Source organism: Candidatus Uabimicrobium helgolandensis (genome assembly GCF_041508025.1).
In the GTDB taxonomy this organism is placed as follows: Bacteria; Planctomycetota; Uabimicrobiia; order Uabimicrobiales; family Uabimicrobiaceae; genus Uabimicrobium; species Uabimicrobium helgolandensis.
The window spans coordinates 1,722,572-1,748,146 of the sequence record NZ_CP165719.1 but is presented as its reverse complement, the minus strand read 5'-3'; the positions used below and the strand labels follow the sequence as shown (position 1 = coordinate 1,748,146).

Annotated in this window: 23 protein-coding genes and 1 pseudogene; 5 read left to right on the top strand and 19 right to left on the bottom strand. The window is 34.2% G+C overall.

Going from position 1 to position 25,575, the window contains the following annotated elements; translation table 11 throughout:
• Nucleotides 1-277: 277 nt before the first annotated feature.
• The 3 genes and pseudogenes from UABHE_RS06405 to UABHE_RS06395 form a co-directional block, all read left to right on the top strand.
• Nucleotides 278-871, top strand: coding sequence for an IS607 family transposase (locus UABHE_RS06405; protein WP_372369426.1), 594 nt, complete (start codon nucleotides 278-280; stop codon nucleotides 869-871).
• 18 nt (nucleotides 872-889) lie between these two features.
• Nucleotides 890-2,434: an RNA-guided endonuclease InsQ/TnpB family protein gene (locus UABHE_RS06400; RefSeq protein WP_372369425.1), complete on the top strand. Its 1,545-nt coding sequence runs from the start codon at nucleotides 890-892 to the stop codon at nucleotides 2,432-2,434.
• Nucleotides 2,435-2,478: 44 nt separating this feature from the next.
• Nucleotides 2,479-2,992, top strand: a pseudogene (locus UABHE_RS06395) (IS5 family transposase); the annotation flags it as partial.
• A gap of 25 nt (nucleotides 2,993-3,017) precedes the next feature.
• On the opposite strand, the gene UABHE_RS06390 reads toward UABHE_RS06395, so the two are convergent.
• The 19 genes from UABHE_RS06390 to UABHE_RS06300 form a co-directional block, all read right to left on the bottom strand.
• Entirely contained in the window at nucleotides 3,018-3,968 is a 951-nt protein-coding gene (locus tag UABHE_RS06390) for a glutathione S-transferase family protein (RefSeq protein WP_372369424.1), read from the bottom strand.
• Nucleotides 3,969-4,041: 73 nt separating this feature from the next.
• Entirely contained in the window at nucleotides 4,042-4,899 is an 858-nt protein-coding gene (locus UABHE_RS06385) for an ORF6C domain-containing protein (protein WP_372369423.1), read from the bottom strand.
• 566 nt (nucleotides 4,900-5,465) lie between these two features.
• Entirely contained in the window at nucleotides 5,466-7,436 is a 1,971-nt protein-coding gene (locus tag UABHE_RS06380; protein ID WP_372369422.1) for a hypothetical protein, read from the bottom strand.
• A gap of 613 nt (nucleotides 7,437-8,049) precedes the next feature.
• On the bottom strand, nucleotides 8,050-8,385 hold the full coding sequence (erpA, locus tag UABHE_RS06375; protein ID WP_372371575.1) for an iron-sulfur cluster insertion protein ErpA: 336 nt from the start codon (nucleotides 8,383-8,385) through the stop codon (nucleotides 8,050-8,052).
• Nucleotides 8,386-8,554: 169 nt separating this feature from the next.
• Nucleotides 8,555-9,478, bottom strand: coding sequence for a hypothetical protein (locus UABHE_RS06370; protein WP_372369421.1), 924 nt, complete (start codon nucleotides 9,476-9,478; stop codon nucleotides 8,555-8,557).
• A gap of 198 nt (nucleotides 9,479-9,676) precedes the next feature.
• The gene (locus tag UABHE_RS06365; protein ID WP_372369420.1) at nucleotides 9,677-10,585 is read right to left on the bottom strand and encodes a hypothetical protein; all 909 of its coding nucleotides are present in this window, start codon (nucleotides 10,583-10,585) and stop codon (nucleotides 9,677-9,679) included.
• A gap of 165 nt (nucleotides 10,586-10,750) precedes the next feature.
• Nucleotides 10,751-11,368 (bottom strand): DUF4328 domain-containing protein, encoded by a 618-nt coding sequence (locus UABHE_RS06360; protein ID WP_372369419.1) that lies wholly within the window; start codon nucleotides 11,366-11,368, stop codon nucleotides 10,751-10,753.
• 142 nt (nucleotides 11,369-11,510) lie between these two features.
• On the bottom strand, nucleotides 11,511-12,434 hold the full coding sequence (locus tag UABHE_RS06355; protein ID WP_372369418.1) for a hypothetical protein: 924 nt from the start codon (nucleotides 12,432-12,434) through the stop codon (nucleotides 11,511-11,513).
• 85 nt (nucleotides 12,435-12,519) lie between these two features.
• Nucleotides 12,520-13,500 carry a radical SAM protein gene (locus UABHE_RS06350; RefSeq protein WP_372369417.1) on the bottom strand — a complete coding sequence of 327 codons (981 nt, stop codon included), beginning with the start codon at nucleotides 13,498-13,500 and terminating at the stop codon, nucleotides 12,520-12,522.
• A gap of 139 nt (nucleotides 13,501-13,639) precedes the next feature.
• Nucleotides 13,640-14,455, bottom strand: coding sequence for a hypothetical protein (locus tag UABHE_RS06345; RefSeq protein WP_372369416.1), 816 nt, complete (start codon nucleotides 14,453-14,455; stop codon nucleotides 13,640-13,642).
• A 4-nt stretch (nucleotides 14,456-14,459) separates the two neighbouring features.
• Complete coding sequence (locus tag UABHE_RS06340) at nucleotides 14,460-16,010, bottom strand: hypothetical protein (RefSeq protein WP_372369415.1); 1,551 nt, start codon at nucleotides 16,008-16,010, stop codon at nucleotides 14,460-14,462.
• On the bottom strand, nucleotides 16,010-16,462 hold the full coding sequence (locus UABHE_RS06335) for a TrmH family RNA methyltransferase (RefSeq protein ID WP_372369414.1): 453 nt from the start codon (nucleotides 16,460-16,462) through the stop codon (nucleotides 16,010-16,012). Before UABHE_RS06335 ends, UABHE_RS06340 begins: the two co-directional genes overlap by 1 nt.
• A complete protein-coding gene (locus UABHE_RS06330) occupies nucleotides 16,455-17,000 on the bottom strand; it encodes a TrmH family RNA methyltransferase (protein WP_372369413.1) in 546 nt (181 codons plus the stop codon). Before UABHE_RS06330 ends, UABHE_RS06335 begins: the two co-directional genes overlap by 8 nt.
• Before the next feature lie 480 nt (nucleotides 17,001-17,480).
• Nucleotides 17,481-19,421, bottom strand: a complete 1,941-nt coding sequence (locus UABHE_RS06325; protein WP_372369412.1) for a hypothetical protein — start codon at nucleotides 19,419-19,421, stop codon at nucleotides 17,481-17,483.
• A gap of 6 nt (nucleotides 19,422-19,427) precedes the next feature.
• Nucleotides 19,428-19,889 carry a dual specificity protein phosphatase family protein gene (locus tag UABHE_RS06320; protein WP_372369411.1) on the bottom strand — a complete coding sequence of 154 codons (462 nt, stop codon included), beginning with the start codon at nucleotides 19,887-19,889 and terminating at the stop codon, nucleotides 19,428-19,430.
• The gene (locus UABHE_RS06315) at nucleotides 19,886-20,773 is read right to left on the bottom strand and encodes a glycerophosphodiester phosphodiesterase family protein (RefSeq protein ID WP_372369410.1); all 888 of its coding nucleotides are present in this window, start codon (nucleotides 20,771-20,773) and stop codon (nucleotides 19,886-19,888) included. The genes UABHE_RS06320 and UABHE_RS06315 overlap by 4 nt, the downstream gene beginning before the upstream one ends.
• A gap of 139 nt (nucleotides 20,774-20,912) precedes the next feature.
• Nucleotides 20,913-21,680, bottom strand: coding sequence for a hypothetical protein (locus UABHE_RS06310; RefSeq protein ID WP_372369409.1), 768 nt, complete (start codon nucleotides 21,678-21,680; stop codon nucleotides 20,913-20,915).
• A 10-nt stretch (nucleotides 21,681-21,690) separates the two neighbouring features.
• Nucleotides 21,691-22,221 carry an RNA polymerase sigma factor gene (locus UABHE_RS06305; protein WP_372369408.1) on the bottom strand — a complete coding sequence of 177 codons (531 nt, stop codon included), beginning with the start codon at nucleotides 22,219-22,221 and terminating at the stop codon, nucleotides 21,691-21,693.
• 99 nt (nucleotides 22,222-22,320) lie between these two features.
• Nucleotides 22,321-23,772, bottom strand: coding sequence for a serine/threonine protein kinase (locus tag UABHE_RS06300; protein ID WP_372369407.1), 1,452 nt, complete (start codon nucleotides 23,770-23,772; stop codon nucleotides 22,321-22,323).
• A 123-nt stretch (nucleotides 23,773-23,895) separates the two neighbouring features.
• Here UABHE_RS06300 and UABHE_RS06295 point away from each other — a divergent pair, with 123 nt between their 5' ends.
• Together UABHE_RS06295 and UABHE_RS06290 are read left to right on the top strand one after the other, a co-directional pair.
• Nucleotides 23,896-24,501 (top strand): lysostaphin resistance A-like protein, encoded by a 606-nt coding sequence (locus UABHE_RS06295; protein ID WP_372369406.1) that lies wholly within the window; start codon nucleotides 23,896-23,898, stop codon nucleotides 24,499-24,501.
• A 135-nt stretch (nucleotides 24,502-24,636) separates the two neighbouring features.
• Entirely contained in the window at nucleotides 24,637-25,545 is a 909-nt protein-coding gene (locus UABHE_RS06290) for an A24 family peptidase (RefSeq protein WP_372369405.1), read from the top strand.
• Nucleotides 25,546-25,575: the final 30 nt, after the last annotated feature.

The following is a 25,575-nucleotide window of genomic DNA, read 5'->3' as shown; positions in this document are numbered from 1 at the left end:
TACTCTTTATATTTCTGCTTTGTTTTTCCGTACACGCTTCCATTTTTTATAGACTTCTTAGAGCCACATTTCGGACATCTCATTCATATCTCCTTTTCTGATAACTACTTTTTTATTTTAAATTGTATCAAAAAAGAAGTTTTTAGAAAACATCACTACATGATATGGACTACCAAAATAATAAGTATAGTAAAGTTTAACATAAATCAATATCAAATATTATCAAAAAATATCAAATTGTTCTTGTCGAAAAGAAAAACTAAAGTATAATAAAGTAATGAAACTATCAGAATATGCAAAAAAGAATTCAATAACTTATTTAACAGCTTATCGTCATTGGCAAAAAGGCTATATAAAAGGAAAACAACTCCCGTCAGGAACAATAGTTGTTTTCGACGAAAAGGAAAAAAAAGCTAAGGAAGAAAAGCCAAGCGCGATCATTTATGCACGAGTATCATCATCAGAAAATAAAAAAAATCTAGAGTCTCAGTGCAACCGCCTAAGAGATTATGCAAGTGCTAGAGGCTATCAAATAGCAAAAGAAGTCAAAGAAATAGGATCTGGATTAAATGATAAGAGAGCAAAATTAAAGAAAATTTTAGAATCAGATGATTGGAAAATTTTAATAGTAGAGCACAAAGATCGTTTGGCAAGATTTGGATTAAATTACATTGAAATATTATTAGCAAAAGAAAATAAAAAAATAGAAGTAATAAACAAAACAAGTGGTGATAAAGAGGACTTGATGCCAGATTTCGTAAGTATAATTACTTCTTTTTGTGCCAGATTATATGGGTTGAGAAGAAACAAGAGGCGAACAGAGAAAATTATAAAAGAGTTAGAAGAAGAAATGAGTAAAACTGAAAAATAAGTGAGTTTAAGCAAAATTATGAAGCTCGTAGAAAAACATAATATAACAAAAAATAATAAAAAATACTTTGAACTGGACGACTTAAGTTTCCGTTCAAAAAATCTATATAATGCTGGATTGTATGTAGTGCGTCAAAATTTTTTCGCAGGAAAAGGTTTTATAGGTTACGAAAATCTTCAAAAAGAGCTACAACAAAGTAAGCAGCCAGACTATTACGCACTACCAACAAAAGTAAGTCAGCAGATATTAAGAGTATTGTGCAAAAACTTCGAATCATTTTTTAGAGGGTTAGAAGGATACAAGATCAATCCAAATAAATTCAAGGCAAAACCAAAATTGCCAAAGTATAAACATAAGAGTAACGGACGGAATATAGTTTTATACCCAATAGATGCAATAAACAAAAAAGAATTAACAAAGAACAAAATCAAGCTATCAATGTGTAACATAACATTGTCATGTCAACAAAAACACATCAAACAGGTAAGAATAGTTCCTCGATATGGAATGTACAAAATAGAGATTGTTTATGAGAAATCAGTGTATCTACTCAAAGAAAAAGATATCACGTCGGAATTTCTCTTAGAACTACAAAAAGATACACCAATATCATTGTATTTGAGAAAAAAGTGTTCAAAAATATTGCAAGAAAAAATAGAAAACTACAAATGCGATAAACCAGCAAAGTTTTTAAAAAAAGCAATAGCAGATAAATTGAATTCTTTGATCAAAACAAAAATTTATAACAAAGATATTTTTGATTCTGTAACACTATCAAAAGTAACAAAACAAATATTAAGTCAAAAGCCAAAAGAAGAAAAGTTACTTGAGTTCAATAGATTATTATTAGAAGATTGTTACAAACAATTAGGAAAACATAAAGTTCTTAATCCTAACCTTGATAAAAACAAAATCGCTGGAATAGACATTGGGTTAAACAACTTAGCGGCTATAACTTCAAATCAAAAAGACTTCACTCCTGTCTTGATTAACGGTAGACCTCTAAAATCGATTAACCAATTTTTTAACAAAAAGCGTTCTTGTTTAATGTCTTATATCGGTAACAAAGGAACTAGTAGAAGAATTGAAAAACTTACATACAAAAGAAATTGCGTTGTTAGCAACTACCTTCATCAATCTAGTCGCTATATCATTAAATTGCTAGTTGAGAAAAGTATTGGAACATTAGTTATTGGCAAAAACGATGATTGGAAGCAACAGATTAACATTGGCAAAAGGAATAATCAAAATTTTGTTTCTATTTCCCATTCTCAGTTTGTTAACCAACTTACCTACAAAGCCCAACTTGCTGGTATTGAAGTTCTTATTCAAGAAGAAAGTTACACTTCTAAATGTTCTTTCTTAGACAGTGAACCGATCAAGAAACATCAAAATTATTTGGGACGCCGTGTTAAACGAGGTCTATTTAGGTCTAAACAAAATATTTTGCTTAATGCTGATATCAACGGGGCAGCAAACATTATTCGAAAAGCAATCCCGAATGCTTTTGCTAACGGGATAGAGGGCATAGTAGTATTCCCTAAAAGGATCACTCCTTTTTAAATGAAAATTCATTAAATGTAATATTTGATAATGTTTTCGTGAACTATAGATACAGAGCAGGAATTCCATGGAGAGATCTTCCATCTAGATTTGGTAGATTTAAATCAACCCATGCTTTACTATACACGATTTAGTCGTTGGAATAAAAGAGGGATATGGGGAAAAATATTCGAGATTCTATCGCAAGATAGCGATAATGAGTATGCAATAATCGATGCAACAATAGTTAGAGCACACCAACACAGTGCAAGACACGAAAAAAAATAGAGAATCCCAGGCAATTGGAAAAGTGCTGGAGAGTTAAGCACAAAAATCCATGCAACATGTGATGCTCCTTACAACCCAACAGGTTTTCATCTGACAGCTGGTGAAATGCATGATTTAGATGGAGCTGATGAGTTGTTGCCGTGTATTCAGACCGATGCTTTGCTTGCAGACAAGGCATATTATGCTGAACAACATGTGCTGCAAAAATTAGATGGGAGAAAAATTACTCCTGTTATTCCTGTTAGATCTAATATTAAACAGCCTTGTGAGTACGACAAGCATCTCTATAAGTGTGGTTTCTATACAAAAAAACCCCTTAACTACGATTGTGTGGTGTAGTAAAATCCACTTCGGGTCCTTTAGGTACAACTCCTGTTGGATTTATTGCTTTGTGGCTTTCGTAGTAATGGCGTTTAATGTGAGTAAAATTTACTGTTTCTGCAATTCCAGGGATTTGATACAGCTCGCGAACATAATTGGAGATATTTGGGTAATCTTCAAGACGCCGTAAGTTACACTTAAAATGTCCTACATAAACAACATCAAAGCGAATCAAAGTTACAAATAATCGCCAGTCTGCAATAGTGATTTGGTCTCCGATTAAATAACGTTGCTGTTTTAAAGTATTTTCTATTTTGTCGAGCGCGTTAAATAGATTAGTGAATGCTTCTTCGTATGCTTCTTGAGAAGTAGAGAATCCTGCTTTGTATACACCGTTGTTAATATTTTTATATACAAAGTCGTTTACTTCATCTATTTCTTCTCGTTGTTCTTGTGGATAATAGTCGATGCTATCATCAGTGCAAGAAAATTCACTATTAAACATGAGAATGATTTCACTTGATTCGTTGTTCACGATCGTTTGTTTTTGCTTATCCCATAAGACAGGAACCGTGACTCTACCTGTGTAATCTGATTTTTCTTTCGTATATATTTCATGAAGAAATTTCTTATTATTGACAAAGTCTGGAATAGCTCCATCTTCTTCACTAAAAGACCATCCGTCACTTCCCATATATATATCAACTACCGATACAGAAATAGCCTCCTCTAGATTTTTTAAAACGCGGAAAATTAATGTTCTATGTGCCCAAGGACAAGCATAAGACACATAAAGATGGTAGCGACCAGGCTCAGCACTAAATCCTGATGATCCATCTCGAGTAATTTGGTTGCGAAAAGAACTTTGTTCGCGTATAAAGCGTCCTTTACTTTTTTCGGTATCATACCACTTGTCGTGCCAAGTTCCTTCAACTAAAAGCCCCATATCTTTCCTTTCTCTAAATCAAGCAAGATCCACTTCATTCCTCAGAACAATAACTTGAAATGTCTTTATTAGTTTAGCCAAGCTGCTCAAACCATAATAATGCATTTGAAAACTGAGACCTTGGCAGCAATTTATAGCTTGTTATTGAAAAATGACGATTAAATTTTCGCCACACAGCATTGGACTTTTGCTTTTGGCGTTTTACTTTGTCGCGTAAAATTTGAATTTGCTGTGCGTCAATTGTTTCTTCTGCTATCGAATCGGTTTGAAATTTAAAATATTGTTGTTCTAAAAATGAAATGCGTTCGCTATTTTTAACAATGCGGTCCTTGTTATCGTAGACTTCTTTGACAACTGCTTTTAAAAGATTTGCTTGGAGAATGAGTTGCTGGGCGTTTTCATTTGAAAGCTGTGCGCTCCGTGCTAAGTCTGTGGAATGTTGTTCAATCATTTTCGATTGCCTACTTAATTGTAAAGCATTATTTGCAACTACATGCGCTTGGTCGGAAAGCTGTCCAGCGACTGAAAACAAAACAGGGCTTGAGCTTTTTTCTGTTGTTAGTAGGTACTCTCTTATCTGGCAAGCAATGTCTGATTTTGCTAGTATCATTCCTGCTCTTAGAATAGCTCTTCGCGGAAAAATGCCAATTTTGCGCATACGGGTATTGATTTTTTTATCGTAGAGTTCTTTAAAAGTTTTAGCGTCAATAATGTGATAACCATCTTGATCAAATTCTTCGCGATGTCTTATTACATTTGTTTGCAGTGTTTTTACTGGGATCTGATAAAAACTTGCTACTTGTAAAGTCGTGGCATATCCATTTTCATTTAGAGTAATCAATTCTCCTACGCGTTCTAAAACATTGGTGTTTTCATCTTGGCAAAGCTCTTCGCGCAAACTTTGACTTTCTAGTAAAACTTTTTCGTTCATTGTCTTCTCTATAAAATGGATTTGATTATCAAAGGAAATCAGTGGAAATATAGTATCTTTAAACTACCGTAAAAACTTATTTTAAACAATGCTGCAAATATAGTCTTTGTTTCTAGCGATATGATACCTTACTTCCTATTTATCGCGAAGGACAAAAATTCTCTATTTCGAATTTAGCTTCATTATTTATAAAATAGGTATCTCAGATTAAAATATTCTTAGATCAATAGTTTTAAAGTTAAGAGCATAATTTTCTGCCATACTGAGTAAAAACAAAATGTACTGAGTTGCGTATCAAATTTGATCTGTTTTGCCTGGCATTTGTGAACAAGACTATCACGCAGTAGGCGCAAAAATAAAGAAAATCAACTCTACTTAGATTGGCAACTCACAACCATTTTGTTTTTTACAAAATAAACGCGTGAACCCTCTCCTTGCAGGAGGGGATTCACGCGTAGTAAGCGAGGTGAGGCATCGCAGAAAATTATACTTTCTTAGTTTGACAGCAGTCATCTTTCGCAGAGATAACAGAAAAGAATGCTTGCTTCTTAATTCAACAACAGAGTTTACTTATTAGAATACTGTTGCGCTATTTTCTCTAGTTGTTTGTATTCTTGTGTAAAAACTTTTACACCTTCACTAATCACTTCGAAAAAATCTTCTGCTGAATCATCAGCACCTTTGTCAATACCTCTTTCCACAGACTGAAAAACAGAACCGATAGCCTTCATTGCTCTATTCATCTTTTGCGGAGTCATTTTTGGTGGTGTTTCTCCGCGAAATAATACTCGCTTTTCTTGTGGTTTATCAACAACAACATAGTCATTTTTTACTTCTGGTTTTTCTTTCGGCTTCTCAACAACAACGTAGTCATTTTTTACTTCTGGTTTTTCTTTCGGCTTCTCAACAACAACGTAGTCATTTTTTACTTCTGGCGTTTTAGAATTGTTTTCTTTTTTCGTTTGTAATTCACTAATACTACTTTTCAATTGTGCCATTTGCAATTTCAATAATTGATTGCCTTGTTCATATGTATTTTTTTGCGTTCTAAGTGCCTTGATTTTTTCTTTGAGATTTTTTTTCTGTACTTGAAGAACAAGAGATCTATCTTGGTGTTGCTTCGCTAATTTTTTCGCTGTGTCTCTTTTTTGTTTCAAGGTAACAACGCTCTTTTTTAAATTTGATTTTTTTAACTCTAAACTCTCCACTTCTTTAGCTAGCTTCTGTAGAGAATTTTTGTATTTTTGCATATCACTAGAACTTTTTGCTATTTTTTCCTTATAAGCTTTCAACATTTCTTCTTGTTTCGTTAATTTAGAATTCATCTCTGTTTTCTGCGATGTCATTTGTTCATGCAATTTATTAGTATATGATTTCTTTTGCGATGTAAGATTTTCTATATCTGCTTTTAACATTTTCTCCTGAAGTTTCAGGGTAGACATCTTTTCTTCATGAGATTTTATAGCTTTCTCAGAATATGTTTTTTCTTGCGCATTTTTCGATTCTAGGCTTGTAATATCATTCTCTAGTAAAAGCTTCGCTGATTTTAGAGCGGCAATATCGGTTGTAATATTTTTTTGTAATTTTTGATACTGCTTTAATGCTTCAGAGCTTGAATTTATTTTACTTTTATAGCTATCCAAATCTTTTTTTTGTGCAGCAATTTTTGCATTAATTTCTTTTTCATATTGCATTTTTAAAGTAGTAATTTCTTCTTTTGATTTCATTTGTTGTTCTGCAATATCTTTTGCTACCTGTGCTTTCTTCGCTGCTATCTCTTCGTCGGCTTGCGCTTTTTGCTCCGCAATATCTTTTGCTGTCTGTGCTCTTTTCGCCGCAAGCTTCTGTTCTACTTGTGCTTTTTGAGTTGCAATTTGTTGCTCAGCTTGTGCTTTTTCCAATTCTAACTTTTTATCTGCTGCAATTTGCTGTTGTAAAATCTCATCACTTGCACTAGACTTCAATTGTTCTAGTTCAGTCATTAGATCTTGTAACATTTTAGTTTTTATTTTTTCTAACTCTTGGGCCATTTTCTCTTTATTTTGTTGCTGTTTTTTTAGCCGTTTTTGCTTCTCTTCTAATTCTTGTTGATTTTTCTGTTTTGCTGCAAAACTATTTCTGGCGTCTAAAGAAGAATACGCAGTAGAAATATAAGAGAACTGAATAACATTCGAAAAATTTGTGGTGTACTCTTTGTCTTCAGAATTTACTTTAAAAGTATAACTACCAATCTTATCGTTATTCGTTAGGTCTTTATCAACGACGTTGATAGTAATTTCGTCTCCCACCATAAATTCATAATCAACAGCAAGCGTATCTTCTAACACAAGGTGATTTTGATGCGTTTTACTAGTGAAAACCTTGCTACCATCTTTTGAAATTGACACAATAACGTCTGGAGCTCCTTTAAAAGAATCCCAATATTTTGCACCATTTTTATCCGATACTTTGACTTTAGTGATAAAAATATAACGTGCTTCACTATAGCAATGACTGCTTAAAAAAATTAGTAGTAAAACTAAAAAATTCGTTCTCATAGTAAGATCCTTTGCAGATGATAATCTTTTATCAGGTCACTTATAAAATAAGGCATGTCAAAAATGGCATGCTTTATTTCAAGAATAGTTATTACAAATTAAGATTTAGCTGTATCTAAACGGCTCACTGTAGTGAATTCTTTAACAGAATTATCAGAAGCTACAGCAGTGAGCTTGAATTCTGAACGTGGGGAAAGACGTCCATCTTCGTTGCGAAAAAATTTTCAAGCAATACCTTGATAGAATAAGGTAAACGCGATACATCTTTGTCGGACAAAGATGTGATATTCTAAAAGCAATAATCTTTACCGTTCGATTGGAATTTTGATTTTGCATTAAAGTTATTTGAAGACATAATCCACTCCTTGGTAAGTAATTACAAGAGGATTTATCGTATAGATATAAAAGATTTTAAGTAGGAGAGTATCCTGCTATATACATAGGATGTATAGTGAGGTATGTAAATTAGTATTATTTTGAGGTTGTATAGATTGGTTAAATTTTCAAAATCTAAGGAAACAGAGAAGAGAATTCTCTGTTTCTTAAACTAAATAGCAAAGTATGATTAGGCAATTACTACTAAAGTGTAAAACAAATTGCTTAATTTGTTTCCTTAGATTGCAAATGAGCTACCACAGCCGCAAGTACGTACTGCATTTGGATTTGTAAATTCAAATCCTTTTCCATTAAGTCCACTGCTGTAGTCTAATGTGGTTCCACTCAAGTAAAGAGCAGATTTTGCATCGACATATAATTGCGCACCGTGCTCAGAAACAATAATATCATCTTCTCGTTTTGTATCGTCAAATGAAAGATCGTACGAGAACCCTGAACAGCCGCCTCCAACAACAGAAACCCGCAGGAATTTATTGTCTGATATGCTATCGTCTTCGCGTATTTTTTGGATTTGTTTCGCTGATGCTTCAGTAATTTGAATTATATTAATCATCACAAATCCTCCAGTTATAGTTATAAAATAACAGAGATTTACTTCGCAAGTATAGCGGTTTTTTTCTAAAAGTGCAACACAATTTTTCAATAGACCGCAACGTAAGGTTTTGAAAAAGAAAAAAGTGCTACTGATAACGTATCAATAGCACTTTTGTAACTCACTTAATTTACAAACTTAAAAGTATAATGAATAATATTCCCAGGCTTTGTGGAACCACATGCATCCACTTCTTACACTGTTCATAATAAATCATTTTACCTTTAATTATATTTGGGTTTGGAACTCCATAATACTGGCGCCCAACTTTTGTTATATCAAGTTGAGAACCAATAAGCATACTCTCCCACATTGGACTAACATACTCAATATCTCCTGTACGCACACGCCTGTAATAGTAATCAGCGATGCGGTATTGACGCTGTAAAATTTGTAATTGTTTACAAAACATTTTATCACTGTTGGCTTTAATAAATTCGCTAACATAACAAACAAGAGCAAACTGTAAGCCGAACAAATAAAATAATTCCGATGACGAAAAACGAAGACTGTCATTTATCATTGTAATTTGCAAGCATCGTGGATCAGGAATGACATTAAATCTTGTTAAAACAACACCAACAGCCCCACCAAGAATAAAAGTTAAAGATAGCATCTTAGAAAAAGATATTCGGCGAAACAAGACGTTGCTCATACACATAAATGTCAACGAAAAAAGGTAAAAACAAGCAGAAATTGAGCATATTTTTTGCACCGAGATTAAGTCGGGAATCGCGACCGAATAAATCGTAGATTTTTCAAATATATTAGCTATAGAGCTCAAAATCATTCCAAGTGTACTAAATACGATGGTAAATATAATAAGTATTAAGCGAAAAATATTGCTGCGAAAAATCGTAATATAGCAAAATAGAATAAATAGTTCTACAACTTCAAATATACCTAAAAAATTAGGTGGCGAGACTGTTTGCATTCGAGAAAAAGACTCCGGAGAAACATTCGAAAGTCCAAAGTAAAACAAAAATCCTCGATAGCCAAAAACATCAATAATAATCGGCACTAACAATAAAAAAACGCAAAGTATTTTTTTCATATAAACTCCTTCATATAAAATGATTAAAGTAAACTACGTCTACTTCACAACTAGATCGTTGCCAAAAGTACTTTCCCATTAAAACTTGTTAGAATAATTAGCACATCTTAACAAGTTCTAATTGGGTAAACACTTTTCCTAGGGTTATGTTGCCTCTAAGAAATCATTTTTATTCAGAGTCATTTTTTATGAAAATACCTACTTAAAGTCAACTCCCCATCTAACATGATGAGTTGCCACTACAATAATCTCTTGTGCTTTAAGAGGAAAACTTTGCGAAAATCCTTTTTTTGAGAATTTATACACGCGATCCCACGACCAAATAGGTTGCTCTTTGTAAAAGACGGAAACAACACTGGCCTTCATTCTTCGATTACGCCCGCTAACAGTGAAAGTACCATCGCGCGGCATCATATAGGCATTTAAATCGAAAGTGCGTCTTCCCACTTTAGGGATTTCAAAAGAATCTTTCCAAGATTTAACCGGTGACAGTCCTTCTCTCTTCGTCGAGCTTATTTTTTCTTCACCGCGAACATTAATTTCTTGCGTGGTGATTGTCGCTGCAAAAAGTGAAGGGTTTTCTACTTGCACATCACAGCTCATTGCGCAAATAGTTATATTGCTTTTTCCTGCCCTTAGTTCTGTTTTCGGTATTTCTACACTCGATTCATAATGATTGAAGTACTTTTCAAAAGTCTGCTCACCATTGTTTTCGTATGTGAAATACATAGAAGAACTAACTACGTTCCATTGATATATAGTAGAATAGAGTGAATCAATCACTAAAGATGGTGATCTAAATTGCGGCACTGGAGGCAACACGACACTCTTTTGATAAACAATATTCCCTGATAAATCTTCTACTACCACCGAAACAGAGTCTTGTGGTTTTACCGCTGGTAATCCACTTATGTAACCAAGTACAGGATGATAGGCAATCTTTTCTTCATTGACAAAAACATTCATATCTTTGCAAATAACATTGTCTTTGTAAATATTTGCTGAAAATATTACTTCGTTGTTCTGATAAACAACACTTCCTTGAAAATCAACTTCAGCAAACAAAATGCTACACCAAAGAAATGTAAAAAATAGTATTCTTAACATTAATTGTCCTCTAAATAAAAAATTTATAGGCAAATATTTATCGCATACATAAGCACACGATTAGTCACATGTTTTCCGCTTAGGAAACTGTGCAATTATTGCCATAAAGAAGGGCAAAAATTATCCTAAAAGTATTCTACCATTTTTTAGGCACTTACCAAAAGATCAATTTGCCGCATAGCGCTGTTTTTGCTTTTTTTCTATCTTGCGAATCATACTAAAAGCAAAAATGGATGCCAAAATAACTAAGCCATCAGCAACCGTGAGTAATAAAATTGAATTTTTAAACATTTCAACATTATCAGAAAAAGCAACAAACACACCGCTTGCGTAACCAAATACCATAGAAAGTATAACACACGACCACCATAGTAGCACGACAGGCGATTTTTTCCGCTGCTTTTCATCAACAGAACTTTCTATCCACACTTCATTTGCTATTTTGTAAGGGCGTACAATGTTAACTATTGGAATCACGAAACCCCAAAACGTTTGGTTGTGACTATATTTCAAATCTTTAACCCCAAAACTTTCTAAATCTTCGTGCACTCCATAAAACCACAAACAAAAACTAACGAATACCAAAAAGTAAAGTATAAGTTGAGCAACACTTAACATTTGCATTTGCGCGTTACTTTTTTCAACTGTTTCTACAGAAAGTATATTATTTTGCGATGCTTCATTGTATATGTTGTATTGATCAAGAAGAGATACGATACTCCAAGCATTGACAACAATAACAGCTATAAATAAAATGATGAGAAATCCAACGCTCTTTTTCACATTATATCTCCTAGGGCGTGTCTCTATTTAGATTTTGTAAAATTCGAATTATTTTAGGTAATAGTAAGACACTTTAAAAGTGCATAATAGCAACGAAATTGGTGTCTTAAAGGTATAGAATTATGAGAATATGAACAATTCCCTATTCTAGTTTTTTCAAATATTCTTGGAACAATGTATTTAAATATTTGTTGTATTCTTTTGCCTCTCCAGCGCTCATTTGTTTTGTTTTATAATCGATCTTAAGACCTTCTTTAAAATGCTCTTCGGCTTTTTTCTTATCTTTTAATAAGTAACACATCGCACCTGCTATATAATAACACTCTTTGTGAGTAAGCAGATCCTGCTCAGGCTTACCTAAAACTTCTTCGGCAACAGCCAAAGCTTTCTGTCTTGCTTCGATCATATCTTTTACAAGATCGTCTTCTTTATTTGCCATTTGACTATGGCGATGATGTTGGAGAAAATCTTGAGTTTGCTTACTAATGAGTAGCTTAAGTACCGGGTAAAATATTGCAGAAAGCATTGATCTTATAGCTCCAGGATGTTGACGTTTTTTCAAAACTTGTGGTTGTTGTCTTTCTAAAGACTTTTTATTATTTTTAAGTTTAGCAATTTCTTGTTCAAGGTGGTACGCTTTTGTTCTGTAAAATTCACACCAAAAGTGATCATCACTAAATCCCCACAATCTATAAATTTTTTCTGCTATTTTCAAGCGAATTGCAATAGGTATTACTGTATAATTTTGGTACTCTGCAAGAGAGTAACCCATATCTTTTAGTGCTTGTGTCACAATTTCTAACCTATTCGCTGGTAAACTTTGAAAATGCCAAGAAAAAGTGGAATAAGAACATTTTTGGCAGCAATAGATAGAACGCGTATCTGTAAATGGCCAAAATACATACTGAAAACGAGAAGGTCTCATATATATTTCATTTGAAAACTGCGATGGTTGTAAAAAAGCTGTTTGTCGTAAACAAACAGGACAAGTAGCAACTTTTTCTCGCCAATCAGCTTGTAAAAAAGAAGCACAACTTAAGATAAGTATTACAAAATAGCGAATCATTTCTAATAACTCCAATTGAATATTGATAATTTACGTTCAATATTATATTTCGTTTTGCAATGTAGTTTCAGAGAACACACGTGTTTTATTCACACGGAAAAAAAGTTTTCATATCTATATATTTGAGAAGTTCTGCACTACAAAAGTCAAACATTTCTTTGCCTAGATCTTTTTCATAGGAAACCATACCATTTTTTTCAGATAATGGCCCAGCAAATAGTTTTTCATCTGGATAAAGCTTGTGGATGTTGCTAAACATTGTTTTTGGAAGTCTAAACTGTCCAAGGCTAACAGAGTGAATATTTTTTACTCGAGAAAATACTTGTTGAAAAAGCTCACAATATGTTTTTTGATAATCGTTGTGATAAATAAGAGGGTCAAAACGCAAACCAATATGCCAACCGCGCTCTTGTAGTTTTTCAATAGCAGAAATACGAGCCTCAACGCTAGGAACCTTTGCCTCAACCTGGTCACTAACTATTTGAGGAGTAAAACTAAAGGCGGCAATGCAATTGTAATCTGCCATATGAAGTAAAGGACGGATATTTACACTTTTAGTGCGCAATTCCAACCACGCATTTTGTTCCTTTGGAAAAAGTGGAACAAAGTAATCACTAAATTTTGTCACTTGATCAAGTGCAAGACTATCGCAATCATACCCCGAAAAAAAATGTACTGGTTGCTGCGCATATTGTTGTGAAATTTCAGAAATTGACTGCGCAAAATCCTCAAAATTAACAAAAAGCAAATAATGTGCAGAGCGATACATACCCTGCAAGAAACAATAACGGCAATCATAAATGCAATTTAGCATATGTGAAAAATAAAAATTTTTTTGAGCTCCAATACCATAACCTTCAGGAGCTTCTAACGCAAAATGCTGAAATTTCTTTGCTAAAATAAGAGCTGGCTTTAGTTTTTGCAAACGAAAATTTTGCACTTTGCGATTAAACACTTCTCCATAACGTTCGCAAGAAATAATACGTGCTGATGGAAAACGCTTACAAATACTCTTAGTGCGAGGGTGCTCTTTGATTTCATCTTCAATATATATTGTATCAATCATTAAGTTCTATCCAAATGCAGTCCTGTGTAAAACAAATCTTTTTTCTGCGATTACCTCACTTGCATCTTGTTTGCAAAAAGTAAAATGGTTATGTGAACTAGCGAAGTACCTTGACCGTTTGTTCAGTTATATCCTATCTTTACAAACCACTACCACAGGAAAACTCTTTTACTTTTTTTTCCACGTACACAAGAACTTGTTTCATATTTTGGCACTGTTGTGATATTTGCTCATCAAGTAGCTTACTTTGTGGGTTTAGTGCATTCCATTTTTGCAGTAGATTGCGCAATCGCTTCTTTCCAGCAGAAGTAAACGACCAAGTACTGATAAACTCCTGCCATTCTCTAGGATTCTTATCCGGTAGTTTTTGGGCAATTTTTTGCAATTGACAACAAATACTATCTAAATTCTCGGCGTTTTCCCCAATCCAAGTTTCTATTTTTTGACGGGTAATATTTGTTATGTTTTGTTTTTTATTGTCAGAGATAATCTTAAAACAGTGTACCAATTCGCTAGTAGAGAACTTAGTTGCAATACTATAAAATCCCGCGGCTTCCATTTCATAAACACTACTCGTTGGGTATCCTGTTTCTGCAATATCAACAGTGATAATCTCTGCCGTAGTTATTTCTGTATCAATAAGAAGAGGAGGATACCACTTTTTCTGCGTTACTTTGTCAACGATCTTATGTCCAATGATAGCAGTTCCTACCGGCAAATCAATATGCCCAGCAATTCCCACATTCAGCCATATTTGGTGCATATCATCATTTGCAAGACAACACAAATAGCTTGTTGCAGCAGCACTATTTATTTTACCTATCCCAGAAACAACAAGCCATTTGTTCTCTCCACGATATATCTTAAAAGGTACTTCAAGATAAAGCTTCAGTTTATAAAATTTAATAATAGCTGTTGCTTCTGCTTGTAAAGCAACCACAAAAAGAACTTGCATACAATTATCTTCTTTTCTTTTTCTTCGCTACGACACGTTTCTTATTAAAACTAATCAATTTCATATACAAAGCAACTTTGATAGCAATGCACACAATGACAATTATTGGTCCCGCTTGAGGATATGGATATGCAACATTCGCTTCTCCTGCTAAATAGTCGAGAAATGGTTCAGTATAAATACCAATCATTGTTCCCAAAATAATAGAAGCGGTTTCTTGAGTTATAGCATTCCAGTTTACTGGTGGTTTTTTCTTTGTTTTACGAACTAATTTTCGGCGCTTAATCCAGTCATTGAAATCGATGATGTGAAAATATAAACACCATTTAACTATAAAGCTAAGTGCCAACAAAATGAGCGCCGCAAGCAAGAAAGGTAGGTTCCCTTTTTGTGTCCAGCGATCGGGGACATAGTCAACCCCACCACTAGCAAGTCTTTTAACTTTAGTCTTTAAGTAACCTTTTACACCAGCTTTTTCTAGCGCACTGTCATATTTTTGAGCGTGCTGAACATAGCGCTCTGCTCCTGATTTTTTCCAAAAACCACTATCGCGAATATATGGCTCTGCTTGACTCACTGTTTTCCAAATTTTATCGAAAAAACCAGGTTCTTGTTTTTGGGTTGTAGGAGTTCCGGCAACTTCTTTACCAACTTGACGATCTGCTTGCCATTTCATTGGTAAAAGTGCTAAGTTCGACTCATAGGCATAAAAACCTAAAAATATGCCGAGTATAGCGGTGGTCACTTGGTGAGCAAATGTATTCCAATTGTAAGCTTTACTAAAACGTTGAAAACGTTGGTTAGAAACCATACGTCCACCGCGACGCCAACTATTAAAATCAACGAAGGAACTACGTAAAGCAATTTTTAACAATACCAAAAACACAAAGGTACCGGCTATTAACCATGGGTATGGAAAAGAAGTACTTTCATTGCGTAAAAAGTTTTCCATAGCAGGCATGAGATAAAGACCACCAATAGCACTTAATCCAAAAGTTGAAAACTCATTAGCTATTGCATTTACATTCGCTTTTGTGCGTTTGCGTTTCGCTCGTTTACTACCAAGTCGATTTAAATTGAGCATCCCCGAATATATGGCTATTTTTGTAAGTAAAGCAATACATACAAGCAAAATCCCCAAGATAAAGAAAGGTTTATTTTCTGGCGTTGTCCACCTACTAGGAACCGTTTCTACACCATTTTTTATCAAGGAATCCATTTTTTGCTGTAAATCACCAGTAATTCCCCATTTTTGCATCACATTGTTGTATTTTTGCACATGCGCAATATAACGATTGGCTCCAGTTTTTTCCCAAAATTTATTGACCTCTGGTATTTGCGAAAATACGTCAAATATCGATCCACTTGAAATTTGTTGTTCTTGTTGCCGATGAATATCTTTAGCCACTTTTCGTTCTAGTTGCCATTTCATCGGAACAAGAGCAGCTTTTGATTCATATCCATACAAGCCAATACCAATACCAATAAGAATGGCACATATTTCCTGAACTATTTTATTGAGGTTCATTCTTTTTTTCGTTGGTTTTTTCGCCATTATAGATTCCTTTGTTTAAATATTTCATAGCAAAAAATTCCCACAGAAACTGAAATGTTGTAACTTTGAACTAACCCAATCATTGGTATGTAAATCGTGTAGTCACAAAGATTTTTTATTTCAGGGGATATGCCTAGTTTTTCTGCACCAAACACAACAATACTTTTTTGTGGAAAACGAAAATCATATGTCTTTTTAGCGCTCTCGTTAAAATCTGCAGCAATAAACTTAAAATCTTGCTGTTTTTTTTGCTCATAAAACTCAGAAAGGTCACTAATATCTTCAACATTAAGATCTTCATTGGCAAGATACATTTCGCGTTCGTAGCGATTGTAAGAGTGATACAGGTATATTTTCTTTATACCAAAGCCTACACACAAATTGAGAATTGCTTTATGATTACGTGGATCCCACGCATTATCTATAAATATTTCTGTTGTGTGCTCAATCACGTTTTCTCCTTGGAATCAAAGAACTTAAAGGAGTAAGATGTTTACCAAGTTGTGAAAAAATTTCGTAGAGTGTTACAGCTGTTGCTGTCGATGTAGAATAGAGTGCATCTCGTAATAGTGGTAGAGAAACAAAATGCTCACATTTTAATTCTGGTGAGAGCCCTTTTTCAGGAGAAGGAACAACTAAAATTGTTTTATTGTTAAATTGATACTCGTGCAAGGATATTGCTTTTTTTTGTTGTAAAATAGCCACAAAATTATAGTCTCGTTTTTCAGAATAAAACTGCGCGAGATCATCAATCTGCTCATAGATAATCCATTTGTTAGCACTTGCACTTGATTTTTTCCCCACACACTGCATATCAGGGCAGGGAATATAGGTATAGTATAAATGTATTTTTTTGATGCCAAGACCATCTGCACTCCTCGCAATTGCTGATATATCATGAGGATTCTCAAAATTATCAACCACAAGTTCTATATGAGGAATTTTATTGTTGTAGTAGGTTTCAACAAGGCGTTGTCTTCTTGGGTTCATGTTTATGTATCACTCCGCTCAATTTAATCTTATAGGTGCCTGTTACAAGATTAAACCACACATGGAGATTATAAACAATCAAAAATTACTGGTCTTTTTAGAGTATCGACATGCCCTAGCCATTTCGTTGCTTAATATCTTTATTCTCATCCACAGCGCATATCTTTGTAAGTTTTACAGTGTTAAGATATTAGGGCGTGTCATCATTCAAAATATTGTGTGTTTTTTCGAGCCCGAGCCCGTTTGCGAGCCCGTTTCCGAAACTTTCACTAACAATTTATCAAAGAAGCAAAGTTTCTTTTTCCATCGCAAAAAACTAGTATTGAACCAATAAATCACTTTCAGTCGCTCTCAAAAAGTTTTCGGGCGTGGGCTCGCAAACGGGCTCGGGCTCAATACTACTGGCGTATCATTAAATGAATCCGTTATATTTTTATCTGTATTGAATGATGACACGCCCTAGTAGTCATTCCTGAATTCTTATTTAAGGTGGGTTTTTATATATAATTGCACAATATCTTCATGAGTATTTACATCCTCAGCAATCATATCTCCTCTTGGGCGCACGCAAACGATTTTGGGATCTCTTAGAGAATAGATTCCTTCACTGTCTTTTACAACCCCATCCACGCGAATAGTAACGACAATCGAAGGGATTAATTTAAATCCGTACCTCGTTGCGGTACTTGTTCGAATTTCAACATTTTCACCGGTTAGCAAACCGTCATAAGTAATGCGTTGTAACATTTCATAGTTTTGTTGGTATGCAAGACCTTCAGCGCGCGCAATTTGCTCATATTTGTTTTTATTTTTACACGAAAGTAGAAATGTGCTAAAAATTTTAGGGCCGCGATCCGTTGTACTCCACAAGGCACCTGTAACTGCTAGATCCAAATATATAGCGGGCTTTTTCTTCAACCAAGAATTATTGCGCTTACCAAGAGCATAACCATCTTTGATAATTTTTGCCATTGCTCCTTCGTAACCGCGATTTTCAAAATTTTTAAACCATTTCTTAAATTCGCTATAATTTTTAGCTTCCCAACCTTCTGCAACAACTATCGGAACATTAGTTTGATAACCAGAAGTTGGCATAACTAGTTTTTCTAACACTTGGCGGCGTTTATACCAAGGTAATTTTGTTAGGTCTTTTCCATTCATAAACAAGATATCAAAAACTACATATTGCAATTTTATTGCGAGATTGTAATTACCTTGTAAGTAGCGGTATACATCATAAACATTTGCTGGACGTATACCACCTTTCTCTAGATCTACATATGTTCCGTGTAATTCTCCATCAAGAATAAAAGAATAAGATTGCAGCCATTTGGCCGATATTTCTAATTCGGGAACAAGATTAATCCAATCATTTTTTCGACGTGTAAATGCAGCATATTTTACACGACCATTGATACTCGTATCTTTGTGCAACATAAGACGTATTCCATCATATTTACACTCGACCCATAGAGGAAAGGTAGATTTTTTTGTTACTTCGATAGTTCCGGCAAGAGCAGGACTAACGGGATTAAGAGGTTTGAGTACTAATTTCTCTAAACCTTTCGGACCTTGTGTTTCAAGAATACGGCAAACGTTAAATATATCACTGAGGGCAATACTGTTACCTATAATCTCCTCACTTATTTTGTGTTGTTGTGCCAGAACACTATGAACTAAAGAGCTACGATACTCATAACCAAAATGTAAGCGCCGCAAAATTAATCGTGTCAAAAAGTAACGCTCTAACTTGCCACATCTTTCTAACAAATCGCGAAGTATTTGTTTCTTACGATTTGTTCTTTGTCGTGGAAGGTTCCGCAAAATAACAATCACTTCTTTGGCAGTAACAGGAGGGTCAGACTTTATCTTGCTAACTTCTTCAGTAAACAACAAACCAAAATCTGCAATTTGGCTTAAGTGTGAGCGTAAGAATTGATGAGAAACTAAGCGAATAGAAGCAAGGACATTAATCAAAGTATCTTGTCCCATACGCGCTGCTTTTCCCGAAAAAGGGTCTCCCATAAGAAAATTAATTTTTTCTTCTAAAGATAGTCCAATATCTTTATGCAAAAATTCACTTACTAGGCCCTGGTTATTTCCCGCACGACTTTTCCAAAAAATGCCGAATGTTTGTGCTATTTTCTGTTCGTTCATACCACTTAAGGGCAAATACAAACCATAGAGCAAACTAAAAAAGGATATAGAATCAAGACTTTGCTCCTGTTTCGAGCGTACAATATTCTCAAGAGCAAAAGCCAGACTTACAGGGATATTGAGAAGTTCAGCGGCGTAATTTTTGTTTTTTTTGGTAATACCTAAACCTTGTTGAGCTTCAACATATGAGGCGATTAATCCTTGTTTTAAACTATATTCTCTAATAACATCATCATCAATAATTGTAATTTGCTCTGGTTTCATTTTTACTCACTTTTGACGAACATAATCAATAATATCCGAATACAAATGTTGTTTGTTTAAAACATCACACATTAGTTTAATAACGTACTCGTTAGGTTGTGCAGATGGTCTAATATTAAATAAACGATCTACAGCTTCGCGATAATCAAAGATACTAAGCAAATATCCTAAGGAAATGGCTGTTGAACGACTGACTCCTGCATGACAGTGGATAAGACAATTGTCCCCACGGCTCAGAAAATCAAGAGCTTCCTTGCAATCTTCATGTGAGGCAAAATCAAACCCTGGAACTTCATCGGGAGTTGCATCATCAAATTCAAGTATCAATAACTCTTTACTTCCTTTTATGTCGTTTACCATCATCCTAGTAACGCTTTTCTTACTTGCAATAGAAATAACGCGATAATGGTTTGGCTTTTGATTAACCATATTGACAGCTTCAAAAACACCTGTTATTTCAATATTCATTTTCTTTTTCTTATAGCAGAAGTAGCAAGTTTTACATTGTCCGTAGCTAAAACATCAGCCCCATTTTCGATCAATTTTTGGTATACTTTGTCGCCTTTTTTCAAAGCTGAGTTGTCGAGATTGTGCATAGTTCCAAGAATAGCCTTTATCCCTTTTTTATGAAGAAACTCATACACCTCTTTTTTCGGTTCACTGATACCAACAAACATAATCAAATTTTTACTTGGTACGCCAAGAGCAAGTGTTTCTTCTATCGACTTTACTGTTCCTGCTGAAGCCGATATACACAAAGAAGAATCTATCTTATGATATTTTTGTAACATTGGACGATTATAAACAATAACAATACTATGTTTTTGTGCTTTTGTTTTGTGAATCATATTTACAATTTCCTGAGGTTCAATCCCTCTTTTAATATCAATACACATAACTGCACGCGTTCTTCCCCATACTAAAACATCTTCAAATGTCGGAATCTTATATTCGGTAATCTTGCCGCTTTCATCTTTCAAGTAGAGTTTTTGCAATTCTTCCCATGTTTTCTCATTTACATTTCCACTTCCTGTTGTTGTACGATCAAGAGTATCGTCATGCATAAGAATTAGTTTGCCGTCTTTAGTTTTGTTGACATCAAACTCTAATATACATGGTGCATATTTTAAAGCATTCTCAAATGTTTCAATCGCATTTTCAGGATAGCCTGGCATTGGTCCACCGCGATGTGCACTTACCAAGGCTGGTTGTTTTTCTTTATAAGATAAATAGTTTTGTAGTTCAGAGACTGTTTTTAGATTGATGTAATGTGCTTGCGTGTTTTTGTCTTGGGGTTTTTGATTGCAACCAAGTGCAAAAATAATAAGGAGTAACCACATGTATTTCTTCATATTTTTTTCCTAGAACATATTGAGATTTATCCAAAATTATAAGGTTTTCAAGGTGTGTTATGTATATTTTGCGCCTAGAATTCACTTGTTCAAAAGCAACTTACAAATCAAGTCGGGCGACATAAAGATCTAAGTTGCTTTACAAACTGAAAAAAGCGCGTGTTTCGGGAGAATCTTTAATTACCCAAATATGACCAAAACCATTTTTAATCCAAACGATACAGAGACAATCTCCTACAGCTAGATGGTTTTGGGAATGTTTTGCGTCCCAAACATGTTTTTTTAGCTGCTGTGGTAAAGAAAAACTATCTGCTTTAAATTGAACAAGAATACATTGCCCTACTACTGTTTCCCAAGCAGAGCAAATAATAGGTTCTTGTGACATAAAGTGCACCTCGCCACCCAATAAAGAAAAGCGCTCATCTACTTTTTTCCATGCTGGCTCAATTCCACCATTGGCAATAAAATATTCGCGTAGCTCGTTTCGGTCAGACGTTTTTATTTCGGACGTATCAACCATATGCCAATCTACCGAAGCGCAAACAAGATCTTTAATTGTTATCTTCGTTTTTGATGGTACAAATAAAAATACTAGTATAAGTACTGCAACAAAACTGCCTAGAACTCTATACGCAACTCTATGGCGTTTTATTTTCGACTCTTGCGGAACTTGTAATAATTTTCGGTGTAGTATTGCGGGAATTTGAGCGTCATTAATATTTTTTTGTAGTATATGCTTTTCTTTTTGCAGCAGCTTCCATTCTTGTTCAGCCCAATCATTTCCTGCAATTTCTGATTCAAGCTTCCGGCGTTGTGGGTTTTGTGATCCAAGAACATTAAGTTCTCCCATAAGATGCCGTATTTCTTGTTTTTTAGAACTCTGCCTCATATTTTTAACATCCGACATTCATAAACTTTCATTTTTGTTCTGTATTCATGAGTTTATTGACAGATTTACGCAAAAACACCCGCGCGCGATGAATACGGGATAGTACAGTTCCCAGTGGAATCCCTAAATGTTCTGCAGCTTCTTTACAACTAAAACTTTGTAAAAAAACTAACAAGAACGGTTCCTTATAACGATCATCAAGTCCACCGAGAGCTTTTTGTAAGATCTCTTTATCTGACAAAGATTTTAATATGTTAGGATCAGGTAGTGCTAAAGTATTTTCTATTTGGTCTAAAGATAAATTTACTTTAGAGTGCCGTACTTTATCTCTAACCCAATGAGCATAACGATATCTCATAATTTGAAATAGCCAAGCTTTTATTTTATTTTTATCTTTTAACGAATCTAAAGACCGCCAAGCTTCATAAAATGTTTCTTGCAATATATCTTCTGCGGCCTCAGAATCTCCGCACATTCGGTAAGCAAACTTATAAAGGTCATTGGCATATTTGTCTACCAGTCTATAGTATTCAGTTGTTCTTTTATTATGTAAGCTCATTTATCATCTGTCAAATATACTATTAAGTGGCTACAATGGACGTTTTTATTCCATAATTATTTTAAAACAGAACTATAATCTTATAGTTCCGGTATTATCTTACTTTTTCTTGCGATCTTCTTCCGCCTTTTTTTGTAAATTTCGGAGAAAGTATGGTTTTAATTTATTTGGTTTATTTAGTAGAGAACCCTTCTCATTTTCTGAAGATTCTTCTTCTGGTTCATCTTCCGTTTCTTCTAAATCAAATATTTTTACTTCTGGTGCTTTTTTAATTTCTTGTACATTAAATCTAGGAAGTGGGCGTTCTGAAATTCTAATTTTTTCTTCGTTATGCTGTTCTTCATCTGAAACAGCTACAGCCCGAAGCGAGTCATCTTTGTTATGAGTAACATCCGGATCATGCACTTCTTCTGCTTCAAGAGTCATTTCATCATGGTCGTATGCTTCAGGAATTGCATCAATTGTTGTATTGAGAAGCAGTTCTTGCTTTTCATCTACACTAAGAGCTATCTCTGCTGTGTGCATCATACTATCCATATCTTCTAACTTGATTTTTTTCTTTGGAATGCTACTTTCCAAATCTGCAATCAAATCTGTATAGCTAGAATATCTATCCTGCGGCAGTTTTGCTGTCATTCTTCGCAGAACAGCAGTAGTTTCTTTAGGAAGTTGATCAGTGTTTTTATTTACAAAGTCAGAAGAAATAATTGCATCCATAACTTCTTTATTTGTGCTTGCTTCTATAGCCGGATGATCAGTTAGCAGATAATAAAAAATTAGACCTAAAGTATAAATATCTGAACGAACATCTGATTTTTGTTTTTGACATTGTTCTGGAGATAGATAAGCAGGACTCGTAGGAGGTAAAGAAAAATCAACTACTTTGACATTACCACTCTCTGATATAATGATATTTGTAGGCTTAAGGTTTTTATGTAAAATACCATATTGATAAGCAAAATTAAGCCCCTTAGCCGCTTGAAGAATAATATCACACGCTTTACTTAGAGAAACGCTTGCCTCTTCTACATACTCTTTTACATTACTTCCTGGAGCGTAAGAGCGAACAATTTCTAATTTTTCATGAGAAGTATAATAAGTAGTAGCCACGTTCTCATGAGATAAACCAACAAGTTTTTCAATCTGCAAAAAGAATCTTTTGAGAAACTTACGATTTGTTGCTAGTATACCTTCAATATATTTTATTGTGCACTTTTCTAGCGTATGATGAGAACCTTGGTACGTGTTTCCCAAAGCGCTATTACCAAGCTTTTGTAAATCGGTGCATTGACTGGCATTTATATTTTGAGGTATAGAAGTAAACTGCTGTGGAGCAATTTCTCTGAAAAGTTGCTGGTTATGTTCTTCCAACTCTTGAAGTTGTTTAGAGGAAATAACCCCTAAGCGAACTAAAACTTCTCCAAGAGAAACGAGTTTCCCTTCAATCACTTCTCTACAAAATGTTTTGAGTGGAGCATCTAATAGAGTATGACTAACAAGATTTTGCTCCCATATTTTCTTTAATAATAAAATATCTTTTGGCGTCGTCATGCCGCACCTTTATTAAATGAGTCTAAAAAATAAAACATTATTATGACAATAAATATCGATACGCCCTAATTATATCAGTAAGTTTTCTCGTTGTCGATATTATTTGAGAAAAGAATTTTTGATATGAATTACGAGAAAAATTTGAAACAAAATACATCGCTGAGAACAGTGTGTTTACCTACCTATTCTTTTATAACTGTTATAAGTATTTGGCTTTGTTTTCACTACAAAACCCACATTTTATTAGAGCAAAGTTTTTGGGAATTTTACATTATAGGTACAGTGCCTATGATTTCTCAAATCACTATAGGTCTTATTATTGTAGTTATCACAATTATAATTTCTATAGTGGGAAGTTCTAAATTAAAATGGATAAGAAATGCCGAACAAGAAATCAAAAAAAGCATTGGTAACTTAACAAGCTTTGATATCATTATAATAGCTATTTGCTCTGGTATTGGAGAAGAACTTCTGTTTAGAGCAGCCTTCCAACCCACATATGGGCTCGTTATAACAAGCTTATTTTTTGGAATGTTGCATTTTCCTGTAAATAAACACTTCTTGTTTTACCCAATTTTTGCTACCATTATGGGATTCATACTCGGATATATAACCCTCATAAATAATGGATGTATTACCAGCGCAATTATTGCACACATATTTATAAATATGATAAACCTTTATCGCATAAACAGTATTTCAAAAAACGAATTAATTGAAAAAATGTAGAGTCACGGATCACGATTAAGGTTTTTTAGCAATTAGTTTGCAAATATAAGTTAGTTTTGCTAAAAATTACTAGGGCGTGTTGGCATGCTCTAAGTGAGTCGCAAATCAATGTTCCACTAGGATATAGACTACATTATGTATATAGATATTATATTATCGTATAAACCCTTGTATCTTTTGGTTATGATTACATGTGGTATTTTTGGAGCAATGGTTGGAAGTTTTTTAAATGTTTGCATTTATAGACTTCCAAAAGAACATATTTCTATAGTAACTCCTCGATCGCGATGCACGCATTGCGGAAAAGGAATTTCTTGGTATAGTAACATTCCCATTGTTTCGTGGTTGTGTCTAGGAGCAGCATGTGAATATTGCCGTTATCCTATACGCTTTCGTTATACATTCATTGAAATTCTATGCTCAGCACTATTTTTATTTTTTATGCAGTACCTATTTTTAACTCCTTTGGGAAATTCACCTTTTTATAGTTTACCCTTTCAACAACGAATAATTGCCCTTATTATCGCATATTATTTTATTGGGACAATGATTGTTGTAACGTTTATTGATATTGATTATCGAATTATTCCACAGGTATTAACACATCCAGGAATTGTGTTAGCTCCAATAGTCTCTTTCTTTTTTCCTTACCTCCACCCAGAATTAATTGTTGTCGACAGTATACACGTAAGTGGACTAATTTCTTCTGTGTTTGGTATATTCATTGGTGGTGGAAGTTTATATGTAACAGGTGTATTTGGTAAAATCGTTTTTGGTAAAGAAGCCATGGGATTTGGCGATGTTATGCTAATGGCTTTTGTTGGTGGTTTTTTGGGATGGGATAGTGCACTTTTGATATTTTTTTCCGCATGTTTTATCGGAACTTTTTTTGGCATCATAAATATAATAGTCACAAAAGATCACTATTTACCTTTTGGACCATATTTAGCATCAGCGACATTAATGGTCTTTTTATTCAAAAACAACTTGATAGAGTTTGCATTGTATGAATGGCCGCGACTACTGCGTAGCTGGATAATGTAAAAGATATGAAGATAAATGAACCTAGATCGC

Excerpts from the sequence above, each read along its gene's own strand:
- UABHE_RS06300 (WP_372369407.1), bottom strand. The coding sequence starts at position 23,772 with ATGACGACGCCAAAAGATATTTTATTATTAAAGAAAATATGGGAGCAA.
- UABHE_RS06355 (WP_372369418.1), bottom strand. The coding sequence starts at position 12,434 with ATGATTCGCTATTTTGTAATACTTATCTTAAGTTGTGCTTCTTTTTTA.
- UABHE_RS06400 (WP_372369425.1), top strand. The coding sequence starts at position 890 with ATGAAGCTCGTAGAAAAACATAATATAACAAAAAATAATAAAAAATAC.
- UABHE_RS06315 (WP_372369410.1), bottom strand. The coding sequence starts at position 20,773 with ATGAAGAAATACATGTGGTTACTCCTTATTATTTTTGCACTTGGTTGC.
- UABHE_RS06305 (WP_372369408.1), bottom strand. The coding sequence starts at position 22,221 with ATGAGCTTACATAATAAAAGAACAACTGAATACTATAGACTGGTAGAC.
- UABHE_RS06380 (WP_372369422.1), bottom strand. The coding sequence starts at position 7,436 with ATGAGAACGAATTTTTTAGTTTTACTACTAATTTTTTTAAGCAGTCAT.
- UABHE_RS06310 (WP_372369409.1), bottom strand. The coding sequence starts at position 21,680 with ATGTCGGATGTTAAAAATATGAGGCAGAGTTCTAAAAAACAAGAAATA.
- UABHE_RS06320 (WP_372369411.1), bottom strand. The coding sequence starts at position 19,889 with ATGAATATTGAAATAACAGGTGTTTTTGAAGCTGTCAATATGGTTAAT.
- UABHE_RS06370 (WP_372369421.1), bottom strand. The coding sequence starts at position 9,478 with ATGAAAAAAATACTTTGCGTTTTTTTATTGTTAGTGCCGATTATTATT.
- UABHE_RS06385 (WP_372369423.1), bottom strand. The coding sequence starts at position 4,899 with ATGAACGAAAAAGTTTTACTAGAAAGTCAAAGTTTGCGCGAAGAGCTT.
- UABHE_RS06325 (WP_372369412.1), bottom strand. The coding sequence starts at position 19,421 with ATGAAACCAGAGCAAATTACAATTATTGATGATGATGTTATTAGAGAA.
- UABHE_RS06405 (WP_372369426.1), top strand. The coding sequence starts at position 278 with ATGAAACTATCAGAATATGCAAAAAAGAATTCAATAACTTATTTAACA.
- UABHE_RS06330 (WP_372369413.1), bottom strand. The coding sequence starts at position 17,000 with ATGAACCCAAGAAGACAACGCCTTGTTGAAACCTACTACAACAATAAA.
- UABHE_RS06390 (WP_372369424.1), bottom strand. The coding sequence starts at position 3,968 with ATGGGGCTTTTAGTTGAAGGAACTTGGCACGACAAGTGGTATGATACC.
- UABHE_RS06295 (WP_372369406.1), top strand. The coding sequence starts at position 23,896 with ATGAATTACGAGAAAAATTTGAAACAAAATACATCGCTGAGAACAGTG.
- UABHE_RS06340 (WP_372369415.1), bottom strand. The coding sequence starts at position 16,010 with ATGGCGAAAAAACCAACGAAAAAAAGAATGAACCTCAATAAAATAGTT.
- UABHE_RS06290 (WP_372369405.1), top strand. The coding sequence starts at position 24,637 with ATGTATATAGATATTATATTATCGTATAAACCCTTGTATCTTTTGGTT.
- UABHE_RS06345 (WP_372369416.1), bottom strand. The coding sequence starts at position 14,455 with ATGCAAGTTCTTTTTGTGGTTGCTTTACAAGCAGAAGCAACAGCTATT.
- erpA (WP_372371575.1), bottom strand. The coding sequence starts at position 8,385 with ATGATTAATATAATTCAAATTACTGAAGCATCAGCGAAACAAATCCAA.
- UABHE_RS06365 (WP_372369420.1), bottom strand. The coding sequence starts at position 10,585 with ATGTTAAGAATACTATTTTTTACATTTCTTTGGTGTAGCATTTTGTTT.
- UABHE_RS06350 (WP_372369417.1), bottom strand. The coding sequence starts at position 13,500 with ATGATTGATACAATATATATTGAAGATGAAATCAAAGAGCACCCTCGC.